This is a genomic window from Pseudomonas sp. SDO5522_S412 (assembly GCF_054071215.1).
This window is the reverse complement of record NZ_JBSVWQ010000051.1, coordinates 15,555-35,623: the sequence shown is the minus strand read 5'-3', so window position 1 is coordinate 35,623 and position 20,069 is coordinate 15,555. Positions and strand designations below refer to the sequence as shown.

Genomic DNA, 20,069 nt, shown 5'->3' with positions numbered 1-20,069 from the left:
GCTGGTGACTGACACCCTGCATTCGCGAGCAAGCCCGCTCCCACATTTGTCCTGCGGTGTTCCGGAGACCTGTTACAGGTCGCCGTAACCCAACGAACGCAACGCGCGCTCATCATCGGACCAACCACCCTTAACCTTCACCCACAGGTTGAGCATGATCTTCGAATCAAACAGCAATTCCATGTCCTTGCGCGCTTCGGTGCCGATGCGCTTGATGCGCTCGCCCTTGTCGCCAATGATGATTTTCTTCTGGCCGTCACGCTCGACGAGGATCAGCGCATGGATATGCAGGGTCTTGCCCTGCTGCTTGAACTCTTCGATTTCGACGGTGATCTGGTACGGCAGCTCGGCACCCATCTGGCGCATGATTTTCTCGCGTACCAGTTCGGCGGCGAGGAAACGGCTGCTGCGGTCGGTGATCTGGTCTTCCGGGAAGAAGTGTTCGTTCTCCGGCAGGTAGCCAGCAATCACACGTTCCAGGGCTTCAAGGTTGTGCCCGTGCTGGGCCGAGATCGGCATGATCTGGGCGTTCGGCAGTTGTTCCTGCAGCCAGCTCAGGTGCGGCATCAGCTCGGCCTTGTCTTCGATGCGGTCAGTCTTGTTCAACGCGACGATCAACGGGCCGGTGACATACTGCACGCGCTCCAGAACCATCTGGTCTTCGTCGGTCCACTTGGTACGGTCGACCACGAAGATCACCACGTCGACGTCTTTCAACGCTGCCGAAGCGGTTTTGTTCATGTAGCGGTTGAGGGCCTTTTCGCCGCCTTTGTGCATGCCCGGGGTATCAACGTAGACAGCCTGTACGGCGCCTTCGGTCTTGATGCCCAGCATGTTGTGGCGGGTGGTCTGGGGCTTGCGCGAGGTGATCGCCAGCTTCTGTCCCAGGATGTGGTTCAGCAACGTGGACTTGCCCACGTTCGGACGGCCGACGATGGCAACATAGCCACAGCGAGTTGCGGTTGAATCAGTCATGGCCATTCTCCACGCCCAGGGCAATCAGTGCTGCAGCGGCCGCTACCTGTTCGGCAATACGACGGCTCACACCCTGACCTCGGCTTTTTTCATTCAGTAAGGTGATTTCGCATTCGACGAAGAACACTCGGCAATGCGGCTCACCCTGGATATCCACCACTTCGTAACGCGGCAGGTCGCAACCACGGGACTGCAGGAATTCCTGCAGGCGGGTCTTTGGATCTTTGTTGGTGTCTACCAGCGTCAGGCTTTCGATTTCGGTCGACAGCCAGGCGACGACGCGCTCCTTGGCCGCTTCCATGCCCGCGTCGAGGTAGATCGCGCCGATCAGTGCCTCAAGGGCGTCGGCCAGGATCGACTCGCGACGGAAACCGCCGCTCTTCAGCTCGCCGGAGCCCAGGCGCAGGTAATCACCCAGGTCGAAACCACGGGCCAGTACAGCCAGGGTCTCGCCTTTCACCAGGCGCGCACGCAAGCGCGACAACTGGCCTTCGCGGGCCAGCGGGAAGCGATTGAACAGGGCTTCGCCGGCGACGAAATTGAGGATGGCATCACCGAGGAATTCCAGGCGCTCGTTGTTACGCCCGGCAAAACTGCGGTGTGTGAGGGCAAGGATCATCAATTCCTGATCCTTGAAGGTGTAGCCGAGCTGGCGCTCGAGACGGCTTAGAGAAACGCTCACGGTTTACCCACATTCAGTTCGAGGCACCGGTGGCCTGCGACGATTAACGCTGTGTTCAAATTCAAATCCTGGTGGTTGCTGCATGGGGCCTGGTTTTGTCCAAGCCCCAGAAAAGCATTCGGCGCTGTGTTCACAGCGCCGCATGGATTACTTGATCAGCCCGACCCGCGAGAAGTTCGGCAAGTGGCTGAGCTTGGGTTCCGGCCAACTCATCCAGACCGCGAAGGCCTTGCCGACGATATTCTGGTCGGGGACCATGCCCAGCAGGTCCTTGGGAATATTCGGGTCATCCCAGTAGCGGCTGTCGTTGGAGTTGTCGCGGTTGTCGCCCATCATGAAGTAGTGCCCGGCAGGCACTGTCCACTGGTTGTCAGGCGGCGAACGGTAGCGGCTCATCTCCTTGCGGATTTCGTGCTCTACCGCCCCGAGTTTTTCCTGGTACAGCTCGGCGCTGCCCAGGGTGTTCGGCTCGGAGCCGATCAGTTTTTCTGCCACCGACTCGCCGTTGACGAACAGGCGCTTGTCGCTGGTGTAGCGAATCACGTCGCCCGGCAGGCCCACTACACGCTTGATGTAGTTGACGTTCGGGTCGCTTGGGTAGCGAAACACCATCACATCGCCGCGCTGCGGGTCACCGATCTCGATCACTTTCTTGTCGATCACCGGCAAGCGGATCCCGTAGGAAAACTTGTTCACCAGGATGAAGTCGCCCACGTCCAGGGTAGGTTTCATCGAGCCCGAAGGGATCTGAAACGGTTCCACCAGGAACGAACGCAGCACCAGCACGATGAACAACACCGGGAAGAACGACTTGCCGTATTCAACCAGCATCGGCTCTTTGTTCAGTTTCTCGATCACCGCCACATCGGGCTGGCTGACGCTGCCCTGATAGGACGCGATGGCTGCCCGGCGACGCGGGGCGAAGAACACCAGATCGAGCAACGCCAATAGACCGCAAACGGCAACGGCGATGACCAGCAACAGCGGGAAATTTAGTGACATAGGACCTAACTATCCAACCTGAGCACCGCAAGGAAGGCTTCTTGTGGAATTTCCACGTTACCCACTTGCTTCATGCGTTTTTTACCGGCCTTTTGCTTCTCGAGCAGCTTGCGCTTACGGCTGACGTCGCCGCCATAGCATTTGGCCAGTACGTTCTTTCTGAGTGCCTTGACGGAAGTCCGTGCAATGATCTGCCCGCCAATGGCGGCCTGGATCGCAACGTCGAACATCTGGCGCGGAATCAGTTCTTTCATCTTCTCGGTCAACTGGCGACCTTTGTAGTGCGCGTTGTCCTTGTGCACGATCAGCGCCAGGGCATCTACCTTGTCGCCGTTGATCAGTACATCCAGCTTCACCAGATTAGCCGATTGGTAACGGTCAAAATGGTAATCCAGCGAAGCATAGCCGCGGCTGGTGGATTTGAGACGGTCGAAGAAGTCCAGGACCACTTCGTTCATCGGCAAATCGTAGGTCACTTGCACCTGGGTACCGAGGAACAGCATGTCGTGCTGTACGCCACGCTTTTCGATACACAGGGTAATGACGTTGCCCAGATGCTCTTGCGGCACAAGAATATTGGCCCGCACGATCGGTTCGCGCATGTCTTCGATGGAAGACAGATCCGGAAGCTTGGACGGGTTGTCGACGTAAATCGTTTCACCGGTTTTCAGCGCCAGCTCAAAAATAACCGTCGGCGCGGTGGTGATCAGGTCCAGGTCGTATTCGCGCTCGAGGCGCTCCTGGATGATTTCCATGTGCAGCATGCCCAGGAACCCGCAGCGGAAGCCGAAGCCCAGGGCGTCGGAGCTTTCCGGGGTGTACTGCAACGACGAGTCGTTGAGGGTCAGCTTCTGCAGGGCTTCGCGGAAGTCCTCGAAGTCATCGGAGCTGACCGGGAACAGGCCGGCGTAAACCTGCGGCTGGATGCGTTTGAAGCCCGGCAGCACGTCGACGTCAGGGGTGGAGCTCAAGGTCAGGGTGTCACCTACCGGTGCACCGTGGATGTCCTTGATACCGGCGATGATGAAGCCTACTTCGCCGGCTTTCAGATCAGTGGTAGCCGTGTGCTTCGGGTTGAATACACCGACGCTGTCCACCAGGTGGATCTTGCCGGTGGACTTGACCAGGATCTTGTCGCCCTTCTTCACACGGCCGTGGCGTACGCGTACCAGGGAAACAACACCCAGGTAGTTGTCGAACCAGGAGTCGATGATCAACGCTTGCAGCGGATCTTCGTAGTTGCCGGTGGGGGCTGGAATGGTCTTGACCAGGCGCTCGAGCACCTCGTCGACGCCCAGGCCGGTCTTGGCGCTGCACTCGACGGCGTCGGTGGCGTCAATGCCGATGATCTTCTCAATCTCTTCCTTGACGCGGTCCGGATCGGCCTGTGGCAGGTCGATCTTGTTCAGCACCGGCATCACCTCCAGGCCTTGCTCAATGGCGGTGTAGCAGTTGGCCACGGACTGGGCTTCAACGCCCTGGCCCGCGTCCACTACCAGCAACGCACCTTCGCAGGCCGCCAGGGAACGGCTGACTTCATAGGTGAAGTCGACGTGGCCCGGGGTGTCAATGAAGTTGAGCTGGTACTTGATACCGTCTTTGGCGGTGTAGTACAGGGTTACGCTGTGGGCCTTGATGGTGATCCCGCGCTCGCGCTCGAGGTCCATGGAGTCCAGCACCTGGGCTTCCATTTCACGCTCGGCAAGGCCGCCGCACATCTGGATGAATCGATCGGCCAGCGTCGACTTGCCATGGTCAATGTGGGCGATGATGGAGAAATTGCGGATATGACTCAAATCACTCACGGATCAACACTCAAAAAGGCTGCAGGCAGACTGCCCGCTGAAAAATAGCCGGGAATTGTACCTGATGCGCAGACCAGACGTCATCCATGGCGACCAAGAACAAAAATGCCCCGGTCGTTCGAACGGGGCATTTTTTGTTCATAAGCGCGGGCTCAACCGGCCCGACGCAACAGCCAGAAGCCGGCCACAGCGCAGATCGCGGTCGGCACCAGCACCGCAAACAGCGGCGAGAAACCGAATACCAGGCTGGACGGCCCCAGCAGGTCCTGGGCGATACGGAAGGTGAAACCCACCAGTACGCCGGTAAACACGCGCTGGCCGAGGGTCACGGAACGCAACGGGCCAAAGATGAACGAGATCGCCATCAGCACCAGCGCAGCCGTCACCACCGGCTGCAACACCTTGACCCAAAACGCCAGCCAGTAACGGCCGTTGTTCAAGCCCTGGTCCTTGAGGTAATGGATATACCCCCACAGGCCGGAGATAGGCAGGCTTTCCGGGATCATCACCACGGTATTCAGCAATTCGGGTTTGAGGGAAATATCCCACTGCTCCGTCGGCACATTGATCACTTCGGTGGTCGATGCCGCACCCTTGCCGATATCACGGAAATAGGTGGTGGTCACATCGCTCAGTTGCCACTTTTCGTCGGCGTACTGTGCACGTTTGGCGAAGCTCGACGACAGCAGGTGACGTTCCTTGTCGAAGTGGTAGCGGGTGACACCCACCAGCAAGCCACCCGGCTGCACGGCGTTGATGTGGATAAACTCCTCACCCTGGCGGTGCCACAGGCCATGCTTGGAGCTCTGGGCATCGCCCGAACCCTGGGCCAGGGCACGATTGGCCTGGGCCGTGGACTCGGCTGGAGGCGCCACGTATTCACCGATCAGCACGCTGACCACCATCAGCAACAGCATGGGCTTCATGACCGCCCACACGATGCGACCGATGGAAACACCCGCCGCGCGCATGATGGTCAGCTCGCTGTTGCTGGCCAGGCTGCCCAGGCCGATCAGGCAGCCGATCAGCGCAGCCATCGGCATCATGTCGTACAGGCGACGGGGCGCCGTCAGCGCCACGTAGCTCAGGACGTCCGTAACGGTGTAGGTATCGCTGACGTTGCCGACTTCATCAATGAAGGCGAACAACGAGGCCAGCCCCAAAATAATGCCCAATACCGCAAGGATTGCGACCAGGACGCTGCTACCAATGTAGCGGTCGAGCTTAACCACGAGCCATCTCCTTCACGCTGCGACGACTCCGCATCTTCAACCGCATCGGTTCCCAATAAAGCAGCCCCAGGCCAATGGCCAGGAAGACCCCGTGGACCCACCACAACCCGAGGGCCGGCGGCAGCTTGCCCTTCTCCAGGGAGCCGCGGGCGGAAATCAGGATGGTCAGGTAAGCCATATAAAGCAGGATTGCCGGCAGCAGCTTGAGGAAGCGGCCCTGGCGCGGGTTGACCCGGGACAGCGGCACGGCCATCAAGGTCACGATGAACACCAGCAGCGGCAGGGAAATCCGCCATTGCAGCTCGGCGATCGAACGCAGTTCCTTGCTGCCGATCAGGTCTGGGGTCGGGATCGCGTCGCGGTCGGTGACCTCATCGCTGACATCCGGCCGGGCCAGCATCACGCCATAGGTGTCGTACTTGATTGCGCGGTAATCGGCCTGACCGGGGCTGCCGTCATAGCGATAGCCATCTTCAAGGATCAGGTAACGGCTGCCATCCGGACGCACTTCCTGGCGCCCCTTGTCGGCCACCAGAATCGAAATACCACGGTCTTTCTGGTTCTGGCCGAGGTTTTTCTGGGAGATGAACACCCCTCCCAGGTTGGCACGGTCATCCGACATTTGCTCGGTATAGGTCACCCGGGTGCCGTCGTTGAGCGCTTGGAAGCGGCCCGGCTCCAGGGTGTCGAATTCGGTCATGGCGTCCTGTTTGTTCAGCACCAGCTGGAACTGCATGGCGCCCTGGGGTGCCAGGCTCAAGCTCAGCCAGGCCACCACCAGCGCGATACCGGTGGCCGGAACCATGGTCATGGCCAGCAAACGTTGCTGGCTCATGCCGGTGGCCGACAACACGGTCATTTCGCTTTCAAGGTACAAGCGGCCGTAGGCCAGCAGAATCCCGAGAAACAGGCCCAATGGCAGGATCAACTGCAGGAAGCCCGGCAGGCGAAAGCCCATGATCAGGAACAGCGAACCCGGATCCAGGGCACCCGAGGCAGCCTGGGCGAGGTATTTGACGAAGCGACCACTCATGATGATGACCAGCAATACCGCACTCACGGCACTCAGGGTCAACAGGACTTCGCGGGATAGATAACGGAAGACGATCAAACCAGACACTCCAGGGTTGTCAGGCTAAGGCGGCCAAACAAGCAAGCATATCGAGTCGACCCATTGCTGCAGGCCGGCTAAAAAGATGGCGCATTATCCTGTGATTGACCGCACCTGTCACGGAGCTTGCTCATACGCGTGCACAAAGCTGCCCGCAAGGGTTGTCAGGCTCGGGCGGCGAGGTTCAAACTGCGGCCTTTGTCGCGGGCGGCCTACAGGCTGCCAAGCTTACAAGCCGGAGTACAGACTCCTGGCTCACTGACCTTTATAAGGGACCCGAAAATGGAACTGGTTGTAAAAAGCGTTAGCCCCGAAACGTTGAAAACCGCCACCCTCGTGGTCGCTGTCGGCGAAGGCCGCAAGCTCGGCGTTGCCGCCAAGCAACTGGACGAACTGAGCGGCGGCGCCATCAGCGCAGTCCTCAAGCGCGGTGACCTGGCCGGCAAGGTTGGCCAAAGCCTGCTGCTGCAAAGCCTGCCTAACCTTAAAGCCGACCGCGTATTGCTGGTGGGCGTTGGTAAAGACGCCGAACTGGGCGACCGTCCGTTCCGCAAGATCATCGCCGGCATCCTCAACACCCTCAAGGGCCTGGGCGGCACCGACGCGGCCCTGGCGCTGGACGAAGTCGTGGTCAAGGGCCGCGACAGCTACGGCAAGACCCGCCTGCTGGCCGAAAGCCTGCTGGACGGCGGCTACGTCTTCGACCAGTTCAAGAGCACCAAGGCCGAACCCCGCGCCCTGAAGAAAGTCACCCTGCTGACCATCAAGGCGGCCCAGGCTGAGGTCGAACGCGCCGTGACCCACGCCCAGGCCATCGCCGGCGGCATGGCGTTCACCCGTGACCTGGGCAACCTGCCACCGAACATCTGCCACCCGACGTACCTGGGCGAGCAAGCCAAGGCGCTGGGCAAGGAATTCAAGGGCCTGAAAGTCGAAGTCCTGGATGAGAAGAAGATCAAGGAACTGGGCATGGGCTCGTTCTATGCCGTGGGCCAGGGCAGCGACCAGCCGCCACGCCTGATCGTGATGCAATACAACGGCGGCAAGAAGTCCGAGAAGCCATTTGCCCTGGTCGGTAAAGGCATCACCTTCGACACCGGCGGCATCAGCCTCAAGCCGGGCCTGGGCATGGACGAGATGAAGTACGACATGGGCGGCGCCGCCAGCGTGTTCGGCACCCTGCGTGCCGTGCTGGAACTCAAGCTGCCGATCAACCTGGTGTGCATCCTGGCCTGCGCCGAGAACATGCCGAGCGGCGGCGCGACCCGTCCGGGCGACATCGTCACCACCCTCAGCGGCCAGACCGTGGAAATCCTCAACACCGACGCCGAAGGCCGCCTGGTGCTGTGCGACGCCCTGACCTACGCCGAGCGCTTCAAGCCGCAAGCCGTGATCGACATCGCCACCCTGACCGGTGCCTGCGTAGTTGCCCTGGGCGCCCACACGTCGGGCCTGCTGGGCAACAGCGACGAACTGATCGGCCAACTGCTCAGCGCCGGCCAGGCTGCAGACGATCGCGCCTGGCAACTGCCGCTGTTCGATGAGTACCAGGAACAGCTGGACAGCCCGTTCGCCGACATCGCCAACATTGGCGGCCCGAAAGCCGGCACCATCACTGCGGCGTGCTTCCTGTCGCGTTTCGCCAAGAACTTCAACTGGGCCCACCTGGACATCGCCGGCACCGCCTGGACCAGCGGCGGCAAGGACAAGGGCGCCACTGGCCGTCCGGTTCCATTGCTGACCCAGTACCTGCTGGACCGCGCCAAAGCCTGAAACTGAAGATCCCCGGGCGCCTGTAAAGCCGCCCGGGGCTCAGGAACCGCAATGACCCAAGTCGACTTCTATATATTGCCCAGCGCCGATCCTTCCGCGCGCCTGGACTTCGCCTGCAAGCTCACCGAAAAAGCCTGGCGCATGGGCCACCGTATCTACCTGCATTGCAGCGATGCCGCCCAGCGTGACGACCTCGACGCCCGCCTGTGGCGCTTCAAGGGCGAAAGCTTCGTGCCCCACGGTCCCGCCGAATCAGAACCGGAAGGCCTGGTGGTACTGGGTTTGGGAGACAGCTGCGGCGATCACACAGACCTGCTGGTCAACCTTGACCTGAAAGTACCGGCCTTCGCCAAGGGTTTCGCCCGCGTGGCGGAAGTGGTGGTGGAAGACCCGGCTATTCGTCAGGCCGCGCGGGAGAGTTTCCGCTTCTACCGCGAACAGGGCTATTCTCTGCAAGATCACCGGCTACAACGACTTTGAGCACACGATGGACACTCCAAACCCGCTAAAAGACTCTGACCACCTGCTGGACGACCTTGAGTCGATCCGCAAGCTGCTCGGTGATGATGACCTGCAACCGCCATTGCTGACCGATGCGGTCAACGGTGACGTACAAATTCCCCTGCTGTTCGATATGGTGGGTGGCAAGCCGGTTACGCCGGAACCTGTCGAAACGCCCGCGGTGCAAGCTGCGCCGGCTGCGGCTGTTGCCGTACCGGCCGCCGAAAAAGCCCCCGACGCCCTGCTGCTGCACCTGGACAACGAACTGCGCGCCGCCGCGCAACTGATCATGCAAGACGTGATCGACGATTTTGCCCCGCATATCGAAACCGAGATCAAGCGCCGGCTGGATGCGCGCATGGAGCGGTTGTTGAGCCAGTACCAGAACTAAGGCTGACACATATCCCCTGTGGGAGCGGGCTTGCTCGCGAAGGGCGTGAACGATAACGCGTACATCCTGAATGAACGCGCCGCCCTCAGGTTTTTCGCGAGCAAGCTCGCTCCTACCCCTCTCCCCTATCCCCCGTTATACTTGTCGGCTTTCCTGAATTAATGCCAACTAGGGTCCCGCCGCGCATGGATAAGACCTACCAGCCGCACGCTATTGAAACTTCCTGGTACCAGACCTGGGAGTCCGAGAATTATTTCGCTCCGCAAGGCGCGGGCGATGCCTACACCATCATGATTCCGCCACCGAACGTCACTGGCAGCCTGCACATGGGCCATGGCTTCAACAATGCGATCATGGATGCCCTGATTCGTTTCCGCCGCATGCAGGGTCGCAATACCCTATGGCAACCAGGTACAGACCACGCCGGTATCGCCACCCAGATGCTGGTGGAGCGCCAACTGGAAGCCACCGGCCAGAACCGTCACGACCTGGGCCGCGAGAAATTCCTCGAGAAAATCTGGGAATGGAAGGATCAGTCCGGCGGCAATATCAGCCGTCAGATCCGTCGCCTGGGCTCGTCCGTCGACTGGAGCCGCGAGCGCTTCACCATGGACGACGGCCTGTCGGAAGCCGTGAAGGAAGCCTTCGTGCGCCTGCATGAAGACGGCCTGATCTACCGCGGCAAGCGCCTGGTCAACTGGGACACCAAGCTGCACACGGCGATTTCCGACCTAGAAGTGGAAAACCACGATGAGAAAGGTTTCCTGTGGAACCTCAAGTACCCGTTGGCTGACGGCGCCAAGACCGCCGAAGGCAATGATTACCTGACCGTCGCCACCACCCGTCCGGAAACCATGCTCGGCGACGCCGCCGTCGCGGTTAACCCGAACGACGAACGCTACCAGGCGCTGATCGGCAAGTTCGTCGAGCTGCCGCTGGTTGGCCGTCGCATCCCGATTATCGCGGACGACTACTGCGACCCTGAATTCGGCACCGGCTGCGTGAAAATCACCCCGGCCCACGATTTCAACGACTATGAAGTTGGCAAGCGCCATAACCTGCCGCTGCTGAACATCTTCGACAAAAACGCCGCTGTTCTGCCAGCCTGCCAGGTGTTCAACCTCGACGGCACGCTGAACGAGAGCATCGACGGCAAGATCCCGGCTGAATACGCCGGCCTCGACCGTTTCGAAGCGCGCAAGCAGATCGTTGCCGCCTTCGACGCCGCCGGCCTGCTGGTAAGCGTTGACGACCACGGCCTGAAAGTGCCGAAGGGCGACCGCTCCGGCACCATCATCGAGCCCTGGCTGACCGACCAGTGGTACGTGTCCACCAAGCCTTTGGCTGAGCCGGCGATCGCTGCCGTGGAAGACGGCCGCATCGCGTTCGTGCCGAAACAGTACGAAAACATGTACTTCTCGTGGATGCGTGACATCCAGGATTGGTGCATCAGCCGCCAGCTGTGGTGGGGCCACCGGATTCCGGCCTGGTACGACGAGTCGGGCAAGGTCTACGTGGGCCGCGACGAAGCAGAAGTACGTGCCAAGCACAACCTTGGCGCGGACGTGGCGCTGCAACAGGACAACGACGTACTGGACACCTGGTTCAGCTCGGGCCTGTGGACCTTCTCCACCCTCGGCTGGCCGCAACAGACCGAATTCCTGAAGAAATTCCATTCCACCGACGTGCTGGTCACCGGCTTCGACATCATTTTCTTCTGGGTTGCCCGGATGATCATGCTCACCATGCACTTGGTGAAAAACGAAGACGGTACCCCGCAGGTACCGTTCAAGACCGTGTACGTGCACGGCCTGGTGCGTGATGGCCAGGGCCAGAAGATGTCCAAGTCCAAGGGCAACGTCCTGGACCCGCTGGACATCATCGACGGCATCGACCTGGAAACCCTGGTGCAGAAACGCACCTCGGGCCTGATGCAGCCGAAACTGGCGAAGAAGATCGAGAAGCAGACCCGCGACGAGTTCGCCGATGGCATCGCCAGCTACGGCACCGACGCCCTGCGCTTTACCTTCTGCTCGCTGGCGTCCACCGGTCGCGACATCAAGTTCGACATGGGCCGCGTCGAAGGCTATCGCAACTTCTGCAACAAGATCTGGAATGCCGCGCGCTACGTGCTGGATAAAGGCGAAGACTGCGGCCAGAACGGCGAGGCCATCGAGCTGTCCCTGGCGGACCGCTGGATCATCTCCCAGCTGCAGCGCACCGAAGCCGAAGTGACCCGTCAACTCGACCAGTTCCGCTTCGACCTGGCGGCGCAGGCCCTGTACGAGTTCATCTGGAACCAGTATTGCGACTGGTACCTGGAACTGTCCAAGCCCGTGCTGTGGGACGAGAACTCGCCGATCGAACGTCAGCGCGGCACCCGTCAAACCCTGGTGCGCGTACTGGAAGTGGCGTTGCGCCTGGCGCATCCGTTCATGCCCTTCATCACCGAAGAAATCTGGCAGCGCATCGCGCCGCTGGCGGGCAAAGACGGCAAGACCATCATGCTGCAACCTTGGCCGGTGGCCAACGAAGCCCGCATTGACGAGGCAGCCGAAAGCGATATCGAGTGGCTCAAGACCCTGATGATGGGTACGCGCAACATCCGCGCCGAGATGAATATCGGTCCGGGCAAGCCACTGGCCGTGTTCGTGAAGAACGCCAGCAGCGAAGACCTGCGTCGCCTCACCGAGAACGACGCGCTGCTCAAGAAGCTGGCGAAGCTGGAGTCGATCACCGTATTGGCCGCTGGCGAAGAAGCACCGCTGTCCGCCACCGCACTGGTGGGCGAGATGGAAGTGCTGGTGCCGATGGCCGGCCTGATCGACAAGGGTGCCGAACTGGCGCGCCTGGACAAGGAAATCCTGCGCCTGCAAGGCGAAGTGCAGCGGGTGGGCGGCAAGCTGTCCAACGCGGCGTTCGTCGACAAGGCTCCGGCTGAAGTGATCGAGAAAGAACGCGCCAAACTGGCTGAAGCTGAACAGGCTTTGGGCAAGCTGGCGGAGCAACACGCACGGATTTCCAGCCTGTAAGAGGCTGCCCGTGTGGAAAAAGAGACCTTCGGGTCTCTTTTTTTTGCTTGGAAAAACACCGCTATTTCTCTTTGGAAACCCGACCAATGTGAGAGCTGGCTTGCCTGCGATGGCATCGCCTCGGTCTGGCAGATACACCGAGTCACCTGCATCGCAGGCAAGCCAGCTCCCACATTTGACCGAGTTCGACCAAGGAATGTGTGACAATACCCGCCACTTTTGAAACAAACGCAGAATCGACGCAGCCCATGACCGCCCCCAGCACACCCAAAGCACCGCGCAAGAAGCCAAAATCCAATACGCCGGCCAAGCCCGTCGTTCCGCGCAAAGAGGCCACCTTGCACCCACGTAACCGCCACCAGGGCCGTTACGACTTCCAGGCGCTGATCAAGACCACGCCCGAACTGGCGCAATTCGTGATCATCAACCCGTACGGCAAGGAAAGCATCGACTTCGCCAGCCCAGACGCGGTGCGGGTGTTCAACCGGGCGTTGCTCAAGGCGTTCTATGGCATCAATCACTGGGACATCCCGGCTGACTACCTGTGCCCACCGGTACCGGGGCGTGCCGACTACGTGCACTTCCTCGCCGACCTGCTGGCCAGCGTCAACGAAGGCGTGATCCCCCGTGGCGCGCCGGTGAAGGTGCTGGACATCGGCATGGGCGCCAACTGCGTCTATCCGTTGATTGGCTACAGCGAGTACCGCTGGAACTTCCTCGGCTCGGAAGTCGACCCGACCGCCGTGGCCGCCGCCAAGGCGATCGTGCAGTCCAACGGGCTGAACAAGGCCATCCAGCTGCGCCAGCAAACCAACCCCAAGCAGATCCTGCTGGGCTTGCTGGAGCCAGGCGAGCGGTTTGACCTGACCATGTGCAACCCGCCCTTCCACGCGTCCATGGATGAAGCGACCAAGGGCAGCGAACGTAAATGGCGAGCACTGGGCAAGGCTGATCCGAAACGCAAGTTGCCGGTGCTGAACTTCGGTGGCCAGTCGGCGGAATTGTGGTGTGAAGGCGGTGAAGCGCGGTTCGTGACGCAACTGATCGCTGAAAGCGCGCATTTCCAGCACAAGGTGCTGTGGTTCAGCACGCTGGTGTCGAAAGCGTCGAACTTGCCGGCGATCCAGACAGCGCTGAAAAAGGCCGGTGTGCTGGAAAGCCAGGTGGTAGAGATGTCCCAGGGCCAGAAGCAGAGCCGCTTCGTCGCCTGGACCTTCCAGACCCCGAGCGAGCAACAGGTGTGGCGCCAGCGTTGGGCCCGTAAGGACTGATAAATCGCAGGCAACAAAAAACCGTGCCCGGATCGCTCCGGAGCACGGTTTTTTTTGCTGCGTCTTACTTGTTAACAGCGTCGGTCAGGCCTTTGGCCACAACCAGCTTGATAACTTTCTTGGCAGCGATTTCGATGGCAGCGCCAGTCGAAGGGTTACGGCCAGTACGGGCAGGACGCTCGGTCACTTTCAGTTTGCCAACGCCTGGCAGAGTGATTTCGCCGCCGTTTTCCAGCTGATCAGCAACGATCTGGCTCAGTTGGTCCAGCAGAGCACGCACGGTGGTTTTCGGTGCGTCTACAGCTTCAGCCAGATCAGCGATCAGTTGGTCTTTAGTAATAGCCATTGTGGTGTTCCTTCCCTATCAAATTCATTTGGATTGCAGAGTGCAGTGTCAGCCATCGAGCCCTGCCATCAAGGCCTGGCACCCAAGGGCTATAACCACGAAGATCGGGTTTATAGATACCTGAAACCGGGTTTGGTTCGACCTGACAAATGCTGAATGCACGCTTAACGCCCAGACTGCGCGTAAGACGGGGCAAAACTAGCACAGAGACGGGGAAATATCCGCCTCAACATACCCATTTGGTCAGCTTTATCGCTCTAAACCGTGAAAAAAAGGCATATGGCCCGTCGGATGGCGCTCAAAACGCCCTCCGAACAGCGCCATCCCCAGCGGGTGCGGTACACTGGCGACTTTTTCCGGGAGCCCCACCCCTCCCCTTCAACCAGCCGAGAAGCCCATGCCGATCCGTCATTGCATCGTCCACCTGATCGACAAAAAACCCGACGGCACACCCGCAGTTCTCCACGCCCGCGACTCCGAGCTTGCCGAGTCGGCCGCGATCGAGAACATGCTCGCCGACCTCAACGAGAGCTACAACGCCAAACAAGGCAAGGCCTGGGGCTTTTTCCATGCCGAGTCCGGCGCGCACCCGTTCAGCGGCTGGTTGAAGGAGTATTTCGACGGCGGCAAGGATTTCACCGCCTTCAGCCGTATTGCCGTGGAACACCTGCAGAAGCTGATGGAGGAGTCCAACCTCTCCACCGGCGGCCACGTGCTGTTTGCCCACTATCAACAGGGCATGACCGATTACCTGGCGATCGCCCTGCTGCACCACAGCGAAGGCGTGGCAGTGACCGACCAGCTGGACGTGACGCCGTCGCGCCACCTCGACCTTGGCCAACTGCACCTCGCAGCGCGGATCAACGTGTCCGAGTGGCAGAACAACAAGCAGTCCAAGCAATACATCTCCTTTATCAAGGGTAAGAACGGCAAGAAGGTCTCGGAGTACTTCCGCGACTTTATCGGCTGCCAGGAAGGCGTCGACGGTCCGGGCGAAACCCGTACCCTGCTCAAGGCCTTCAGCGACTTCGTTGAAAGCGAGGATCTGCCGGACGAGTCCGCCCGCGAGAAAACCAAGACCCTGGTGGACTACGCCAGCAGCCAGGCCAAGCTCGGCGAGCCGATGGGCCTGGAAGAGCTGTCCGGGTTAATCGATGAAGATCGGCCAAAAGCCTTCTACGATCACATCCGCAACAAGGACTACGGCCTGTCGCCGGAAATCCCGGCGGATAAACGCACCCTCAACCAGTTCCGCCGTTTCACCGGGCGTGCCGAAGGCTTGTCCATCAGCTTTGAAGCGCACCTGCTGGGCGACAAGATCGAATACGACGAAGCCGCCGGCACCTTGATCATCAAGGGCCTGCCGACCCAACTGACCGACCAGCTCAAGCGTCGCAACTGATGCTGGGCGGGGTTCTGAAGAAAGTCCTGCTGGTGTTGCTGGTGGTGGTGGTTTTCCAGAACTGGGGCAAGATCGAGCGGCTGTTCAACCCCTCCCAGGTGGTGCCGGAGCAGACACGCGCGGCAGCGCGCGTGGTGCTGTATTCCACCGAGTGGTGCGGCTACTGCAAGCAGATCCGGCGCTTTCTGGATTCCAAGGGGATTCCCTACCAGGCGTTTGATATCGAGAAGGACGCCCAGGCGCGCAAGGCGTACGAGGCGTTGGGGGGCGGCGGGATTCCGTTTGTGGACGTGAACGGCACGCTGATTCGCGACTACAACCCGGAAGCGATCATGGCGGCCCTGAAGTAACTCACTCTGTAAAATACCGCGGGGAAGGGGGGGGGGGGGGTTTGCTTGGGGGGGGGGGGGTGCGGTCAATACATCTGGCGACTGATACACCGCTTTCGCGAGCAAGCCCGCTCCCACATTGGGTTTGCGTACGCGTTAGAAATTGGCCTCCAGGGAAACCATCGCCGTACGCTCTTCACCCACGTTGTAATACGCCGAGCTGGCCGCCAGGCCATTTACCGGCGCCGAGTTGAACGACACGGTGCGCGCCGAGCTCAAGTATTCCTTATCAAACACGTTGAGCATCGAGAAGCGCAGCGCGGCCGACTTGAAGACCTTCTTGTCCACCGGCAGGTAGATACCGGCGTTGAGGTCGAACACGGTGCGCCCGGAGATTTTCTCGTTGTTGGTCAAATCACCGTAGAACGCCCCGACATACTTGCCGGCAATGTTGCCGTAGTAGCGCTTGTCGTCGTAACCAAACACCAGGTTGAGCATGTTTTCCGGCACGTTGGCCAACTGGTTGCCCTTGGTCGGCAACAACACGTTCTTGCTGACAAAGTCGTCCTGCTGCTCGGACTTGGTATAGGTGTACGACGCGTAGTAGTTGAAGTTGTACGGCAGCAGGCCGCTCCACTCCAACTCCAGGCCTTTGTTGGTCACGTCACCGACGTTGGCCATCACGTAGTCACCGTTCAAGTCGGTGGTCGACAGCTGACGGTCCTTGAAGGTGATGTAGAACAGGGTGGCGCTGAGGGCCATTTTCTCTTCGGTGTAGCGCCAGCCCAGTTCCTGGTTCCAGCTCAGCTCGGGGTTGAGGTTGAGGGAATCACCCTTGTTGTACAGCACGTAGTTCTGCGGTGTGCGCATGTTGCGAGTGACGTTGTAGAACGCCTGGTTGCTCTCGTCGACCTGGTACTTGGCGCTGAAGTTCGGCAGGAACTGATGGTAGCGGGCGTTACGCTTTTCCGGCTTGTCGTACAGGCTACCGAGGTTGTCGCCGTCACGTTCGACGTACTGGTACGCCAGGCCGCCGACAAAGCTCAGGTCTGGCGTGGCTTGCCAGCTGTCCTGCACCCACAGCTTCTGGGCCGGGGTCACGGTGTATTGATGACGCCCCTGAACGGTCTTGCCGTTCTTGTCGACCACCTGGCCGCCGCTGTTGTAATCGCCCCAGACGTCGTCCGGTGCACCTTCGCTGTTGATCCCGATATACGGCTGGGTCTGGCGCTGGCGAGCGCGCTCGTACCAGTAGCCGTAATCCAGGCTGTGTTCCTCGTTGATGTCCCATTTCATTTTGACCGTCACGCCAGGGCGCCAGGTTTCGGTCCACGAGGGGCGATAGTAGTTGGCCGACTTGAGGTTGCTCAGGTCGTAGTTGCCACTCTTGTCGGACTTCGGCCCCAGGTTGGTCGCGGTCTGGCCGCTGAAACTGCCGCCGTTGCCCCAGTAGTAGTAAGGCGCAACCGTCAGGGCCAGGTCATCACGCAGGCGCCAGCGCTGGGTGAAGGTGGTCATGACACTTTCAAATGGGTTGCGGTTGAGCTTGTAGGAAGACGACAGCAATCCGTTCTTGTAGACCGGCGTTTCCGCGTAATCCAGGCGGCGGCCCTGTTGCTGGAACTGGCTCTTGCTCAGCGTGTTGTAGTTGTAGTTTTCCTGGGTGTTGTACTTCATGGTGAAGTTGCTGGTGTTGCCGTTGTCGTCTTCGAACAGCGTGCTCCACTCCACCTTGTCGCCCCGCAAGGTGCCCTTGCCGCGCCACTTGTCGCCCTCGGTGTGAGAGGCCGACACCCAGGTCTTGAAGCCGCCGAGGTCCCCGGTGTTGATGCGGGCGAAGGACTTTGTCAGGTTGTTCGAACCCATGGATTGCTTGACGAACAGCCCCGGCTCCTTGGTCGGCCGAATGGTGACCATGCCGATGTTGCCGCCGCTGGAACCAATGTGCGGGCCGTCCGCTTCCGAGGAGCCCTGGGTGACAAATACTTCGCCGACGTTTTCCGGGTCGCCCAATTGGTTGGCGTAAACACCGTAGCTGCCGGAGTCGTTGATCGGCACGCCGTCCATGGAAACCCCGACCTGGTCGGAGTTCATGCCGCGCATGGTGAAGCTGGTGCCGCTCATGCCGCTGGCGTCGTCGTTGGAAACGTTGATGCCCGGGGTGTACTTGAGCTTGTCGATGGCGTTGGCCGTCGGGGACATTTCATCCATGGCTTCCTTGGTCACGGTGGACCGGGCCTTGGCACTTTCTTCCTGAATCATGTGGCCGGTGCCCAGGGTACGTTCGCCGGCGACGTGCACCGAACCGACATCCTGGGAATCGTCTGCCAGAACCAGCGGCGCAAAGCCGCCCAGGCCCGATGCTAAAAGCAGGGCATAGAGTTTGTTGTAGGTCACGAGTAGATCCCTTACATGCATCTATCTGTTGTTATGGGGGAGGTATTGGCGATCTCGGCTGGGTGAACAGCGCCGCCAATCTTCCTGACCACCTGCTCAGGAATCCGAGGATCATCCGTGCATCACGTAACGATTTGGTTACAGGTTTTGGCGATTGCGATGAAGGTTAAATGAAAGGTCCACACACACGGATGTGCCAAGGCATGGGGATTTTCAAGGGAAGGTGGTGCAAGTAATGACAGCGCCACGCCATTGCGGCGTAGCGCTCTGTATCTAGCGCAATACGATCATCCGACCGAGCAGCGAGTGTTGTTCAAACCCCAAGACCGCCTGCAACGCATTGAGCACCGCCTGGGGGTCCTTGCTCGGGAAACTGCCGCTGACACGCCGGGCGCCGAGGTCTTCGTTGAGCAGCAGAATGCGCCCCGGATAGTAGCGGCCGAGGTCTTGCACCACATCGGCCAGCGGCGCCTTGTAGTAGTTGAGCCAACCATCGCGCCAGGCCAGGCGCGACTCGCTGTCGACCGCGTGCAGCTCATCGGCGACACCGTCGGCGTAGGCCACTTGCTGGCCGGCCGTCAGAATCTGTTGCTGAGCATACTTCGACGGCGTTACCCCAACCCGACCGGACAACACCGTCACCTGCGCACCTGCCGGTTGCAGGCGCACCTCAAACTGCGTGCCGAGCACCCGTGCTTCGCCGCTGCCGGCCTCGACCACAAAGGATTCGCCAGTGTGGGTCACACTGAAAAAACCGGCGCCACGGCGTAGCTGGATATGGCGCTCGCCATGCTTGAAATCCACTGCGATCGCACTGTCGGCGTCCAGGGTGACCTGGCTTTGATCGGCCAGGGTCACGGTCTTCACCTCACCCGGCGCGGTGACGTAATCCGCGCCGAAGTCATCGACCCAGCGTGACGGCTGCCAGCCGGCGCCCATCGAGATCATCACCAGCAGGCAGGCGGCCATGGCCAGGGCACCAGACCAGCGCCGCACGCTGGAGCGTTTCGAGGTATTCATCGCGTTCAAGTAACCCTGCAGCGCCAGGGCATCCTCATCCGCCAACGTTCTGGCCGGTACTTCACTCAATTCCCACAGCACCTGGGCCTGGGCGTAGGCTTCCACATGCGCAGGATCGGCCCGCAGCCAACGGCTGAACGTGGCCTGGTCGCCACTGCTGGGTTGGTCATGCAACAGGCTCAACCAGGCCAGTGCGGCCTGTTCCTGGTCGGGCGTCGGGGTGACGCGGGCAGTGGCGTTCACGGGGCTTTCCTTGGCGATGGTTCACGAAGGCTGGCCTTGCAGGCTTCGAGGGCACGCATCATATGTTTTTCCACGGCGCTTTGGGACAGGCCCATGGCCTTGGCGATTTCCGCGTACTTGCGGCCATGGATGCGGTTGAGCAGGAAAATCTGCCGGGTACGTTCCGGCAGGCTGCGCAAGGCTGCTTCAACGTGACGCAGATCATTGCCCGCCTCCAGCGCGGCCTGGGGTTCGCAGCCCTGGTTATCCTGTTGTTCCGGCAGCCAGCCTTCGCTGCTGCGCACCCGGGCGCCTTCGCTGCGCAGGTGGTCGATGGCGATATTGCCGGCGCAGCGCAGCAGGTAGGTGCTGAGCTCCTCGACCTGCACCAGCGGCCGGCGCCAGAAGCGCAGGAACAAATCCTGCACCAGGTCCGCCGCCGTCGCACGGCAGCCCACGCGGCGGCTGACCAGCGCTTCCATCTGCGAGCGCTGGGACAGGAACACCTGCAGGAAATGCGCCCGTCCGCCCGCCGCGTCTGCGTGCTGCTCTGGATGTTCGGGGGGCGTGGTGATCAT

General features: G+C 60.5%; 17 protein-coding genes. 7 read left to right on the top strand and 10 right to left on the bottom strand.

From position 1 onward, the window contains the following. Positions 1-72: 72 nt before the first annotated feature. The 6 genes from era to lptF all read right to left on the bottom strand — a co-directional run bounded on the left by era (position 73) and on the right by lptF (position 6,807). Positions 73-975, bottom strand: a complete 903-nt coding sequence (gene era / locus ACW9I6_RS13735) for a GTPase Era (protein WP_003210432.1) — start codon at positions 973-975, stop codon at positions 73-75. After that, complete coding sequence (rnc, locus tag ACW9I6_RS13730; protein ID WP_003210434.1) at positions 968-1,657, bottom strand: ribonuclease III; 690 nt, start codon at positions 1,655-1,657, stop codon at positions 968-970. Before rnc ends, era begins: the two co-directional genes overlap by 8 nt. 147 nt (positions 1,658-1,804) lie before the next feature. Next, a complete protein-coding gene (gene lepB / locus ACW9I6_RS13725; protein ID WP_003210437.1) occupies positions 1,805-2,659 on the bottom strand; it encodes a signal peptidase I in 855 nt (284 codons plus the stop codon). A 5-nt stretch (positions 2,660-2,664) separates the two neighbouring features. Further along, positions 2,665-4,464: a translation elongation factor 4 gene (gene lepA / locus ACW9I6_RS13720; RefSeq protein ID WP_003210439.1), complete on the bottom strand. Its 1,800-nt coding sequence runs from the start codon at positions 4,462-4,464 to the stop codon at positions 2,665-2,667. A 152-nt stretch (positions 4,465-4,616) separates the two neighbouring features. Further along, positions 4,617-5,696 carry an LPS export ABC transporter permease LptG gene (lptG, locus tag ACW9I6_RS13715; RefSeq protein WP_003210440.1) on the bottom strand — a complete coding sequence of 360 codons (1,080 nt, stop codon included), beginning with the start codon at positions 5,694-5,696 and terminating at the stop codon, positions 4,617-4,619. Continuing rightward, positions 5,689-6,807: an LPS export ABC transporter permease LptF gene (lptF, locus tag ACW9I6_RS13710; protein WP_003210442.1), complete on the bottom strand. Its 1,119-nt coding sequence runs from the start codon at positions 6,805-6,807 to the stop codon at positions 5,689-5,691. Before lptF ends, lptG begins: the two co-directional genes overlap by 8 nt. Positions 6,808-7,089: 282 nt before the next feature. On the opposite strand from lptF, the gene ACW9I6_RS13705 reads away from it, so the two are divergent. The 5 genes from ACW9I6_RS13705 to rlmF all read left to right on the top strand — a co-directional run bounded on the left by ACW9I6_RS13705 (position 7,090) and on the right by rlmF (position 13,775). After that, the gene (locus tag ACW9I6_RS13705) at positions 7,090-8,580 is read left to right on the top strand and encodes a leucyl aminopeptidase (protein WP_003210444.1); all 1,491 of its coding nucleotides are present in this window, start codon (positions 7,090-7,092) and stop codon (positions 8,578-8,580) included. A 51-nt stretch (positions 8,581-8,631) separates the two neighbouring features. Beyond that, the gene (locus ACW9I6_RS13700; RefSeq protein ID WP_102605183.1) at positions 8,632-9,060 is read left to right on the top strand and encodes a DNA polymerase III subunit chi; all 429 of its coding nucleotides are present in this window, start codon (positions 8,632-8,634) and stop codon (positions 9,058-9,060) included. Positions 9,061-9,067: 7 nt separating this feature from the next. Beyond that, a complete protein-coding gene (locus tag ACW9I6_RS13695; protein ID WP_177027932.1) occupies positions 9,068-9,472 on the top strand; it encodes a DNA polymerase III subunit chi in 405 nt (134 codons plus the stop codon). 185 nt (positions 9,473-9,657) lie between these two features. Beyond that, on the top strand, positions 9,658-12,504 hold the full coding sequence (locus tag ACW9I6_RS13690) for a valine--tRNA ligase (protein ID WP_457339434.1): 2,847 nt from the start codon (positions 9,658-9,660) through the stop codon (positions 12,502-12,504). A 248-nt stretch (positions 12,505-12,752) separates the two neighbouring features. Continuing rightward, positions 12,753-13,775 carry a 23S rRNA (adenine(1618)-N(6))-methyltransferase RlmF gene (rlmF, locus tag ACW9I6_RS13685; RefSeq protein WP_087695168.1) on the top strand — a complete coding sequence of 341 codons (1,023 nt, stop codon included), beginning with the start codon at positions 12,753-12,755 and terminating at the stop codon, positions 13,773-13,775. Positions 13,776-13,839: 64 nt separating this feature from the next. Here rlmF and ACW9I6_RS13680 read toward each other — a convergent pair whose 3' ends face one another. Further along, entirely contained in the window at positions 13,840-14,121 is a 282-nt protein-coding gene (locus tag ACW9I6_RS13680; protein WP_003212743.1) for an HU family DNA-binding protein, read from the bottom strand. 397 nt (positions 14,122-14,518) lie between these two features. Between ACW9I6_RS13680 and yejK the strand changes: the two genes are divergently transcribed. Together yejK and ACW9I6_RS13670 are read left to right on the top strand one after the other, a co-directional pair. Continuing rightward, on the top strand, positions 14,519-15,523 hold the full coding sequence (gene yejK / locus ACW9I6_RS13675; RefSeq protein WP_003212745.1) for a nucleoid-associated protein YejK: 1,005 nt from the start codon (positions 14,519-14,521) through the stop codon (positions 15,521-15,523). After that, entirely contained in the window at positions 15,523-15,873 is a 351-nt protein-coding gene (locus ACW9I6_RS13670; RefSeq protein WP_003212747.1) for a glutaredoxin family protein, read from the top strand. Before yejK ends, ACW9I6_RS13670 begins: the two co-directional genes overlap by 1 nt. 135 nt (positions 15,874-16,008) lie before the next feature. On the opposite strand, the gene ACW9I6_RS13665 is transcribed toward ACW9I6_RS13670, so the two are convergent. From ACW9I6_RS13665 to ACW9I6_RS13655, 3 genes are all read right to left on the bottom strand, one after another. After that, a complete protein-coding gene (locus tag ACW9I6_RS13665; protein ID WP_008438524.1) occupies positions 16,009-18,249 on the bottom strand; it encodes a TonB-dependent receptor in 2,241 nt (746 codons plus the stop codon). Between the two features lie 273 nt (positions 18,250-18,522). Continuing rightward, positions 18,523-19,512 carry a FecR family protein gene (locus ACW9I6_RS13660; protein WP_003212751.1) on the bottom strand — a complete coding sequence of 330 codons (990 nt, stop codon included), beginning with the start codon at positions 19,510-19,512 and terminating at the stop codon, positions 18,523-18,525. Next, positions 19,509-20,069, bottom strand: coding sequence for an RNA polymerase sigma factor (locus ACW9I6_RS13655; protein ID WP_003212753.1), 561 nt, complete (start codon positions 20,067-20,069; stop codon positions 19,509-19,511). Before ACW9I6_RS13655 ends, ACW9I6_RS13660 begins: the two co-directional genes overlap by 4 nt.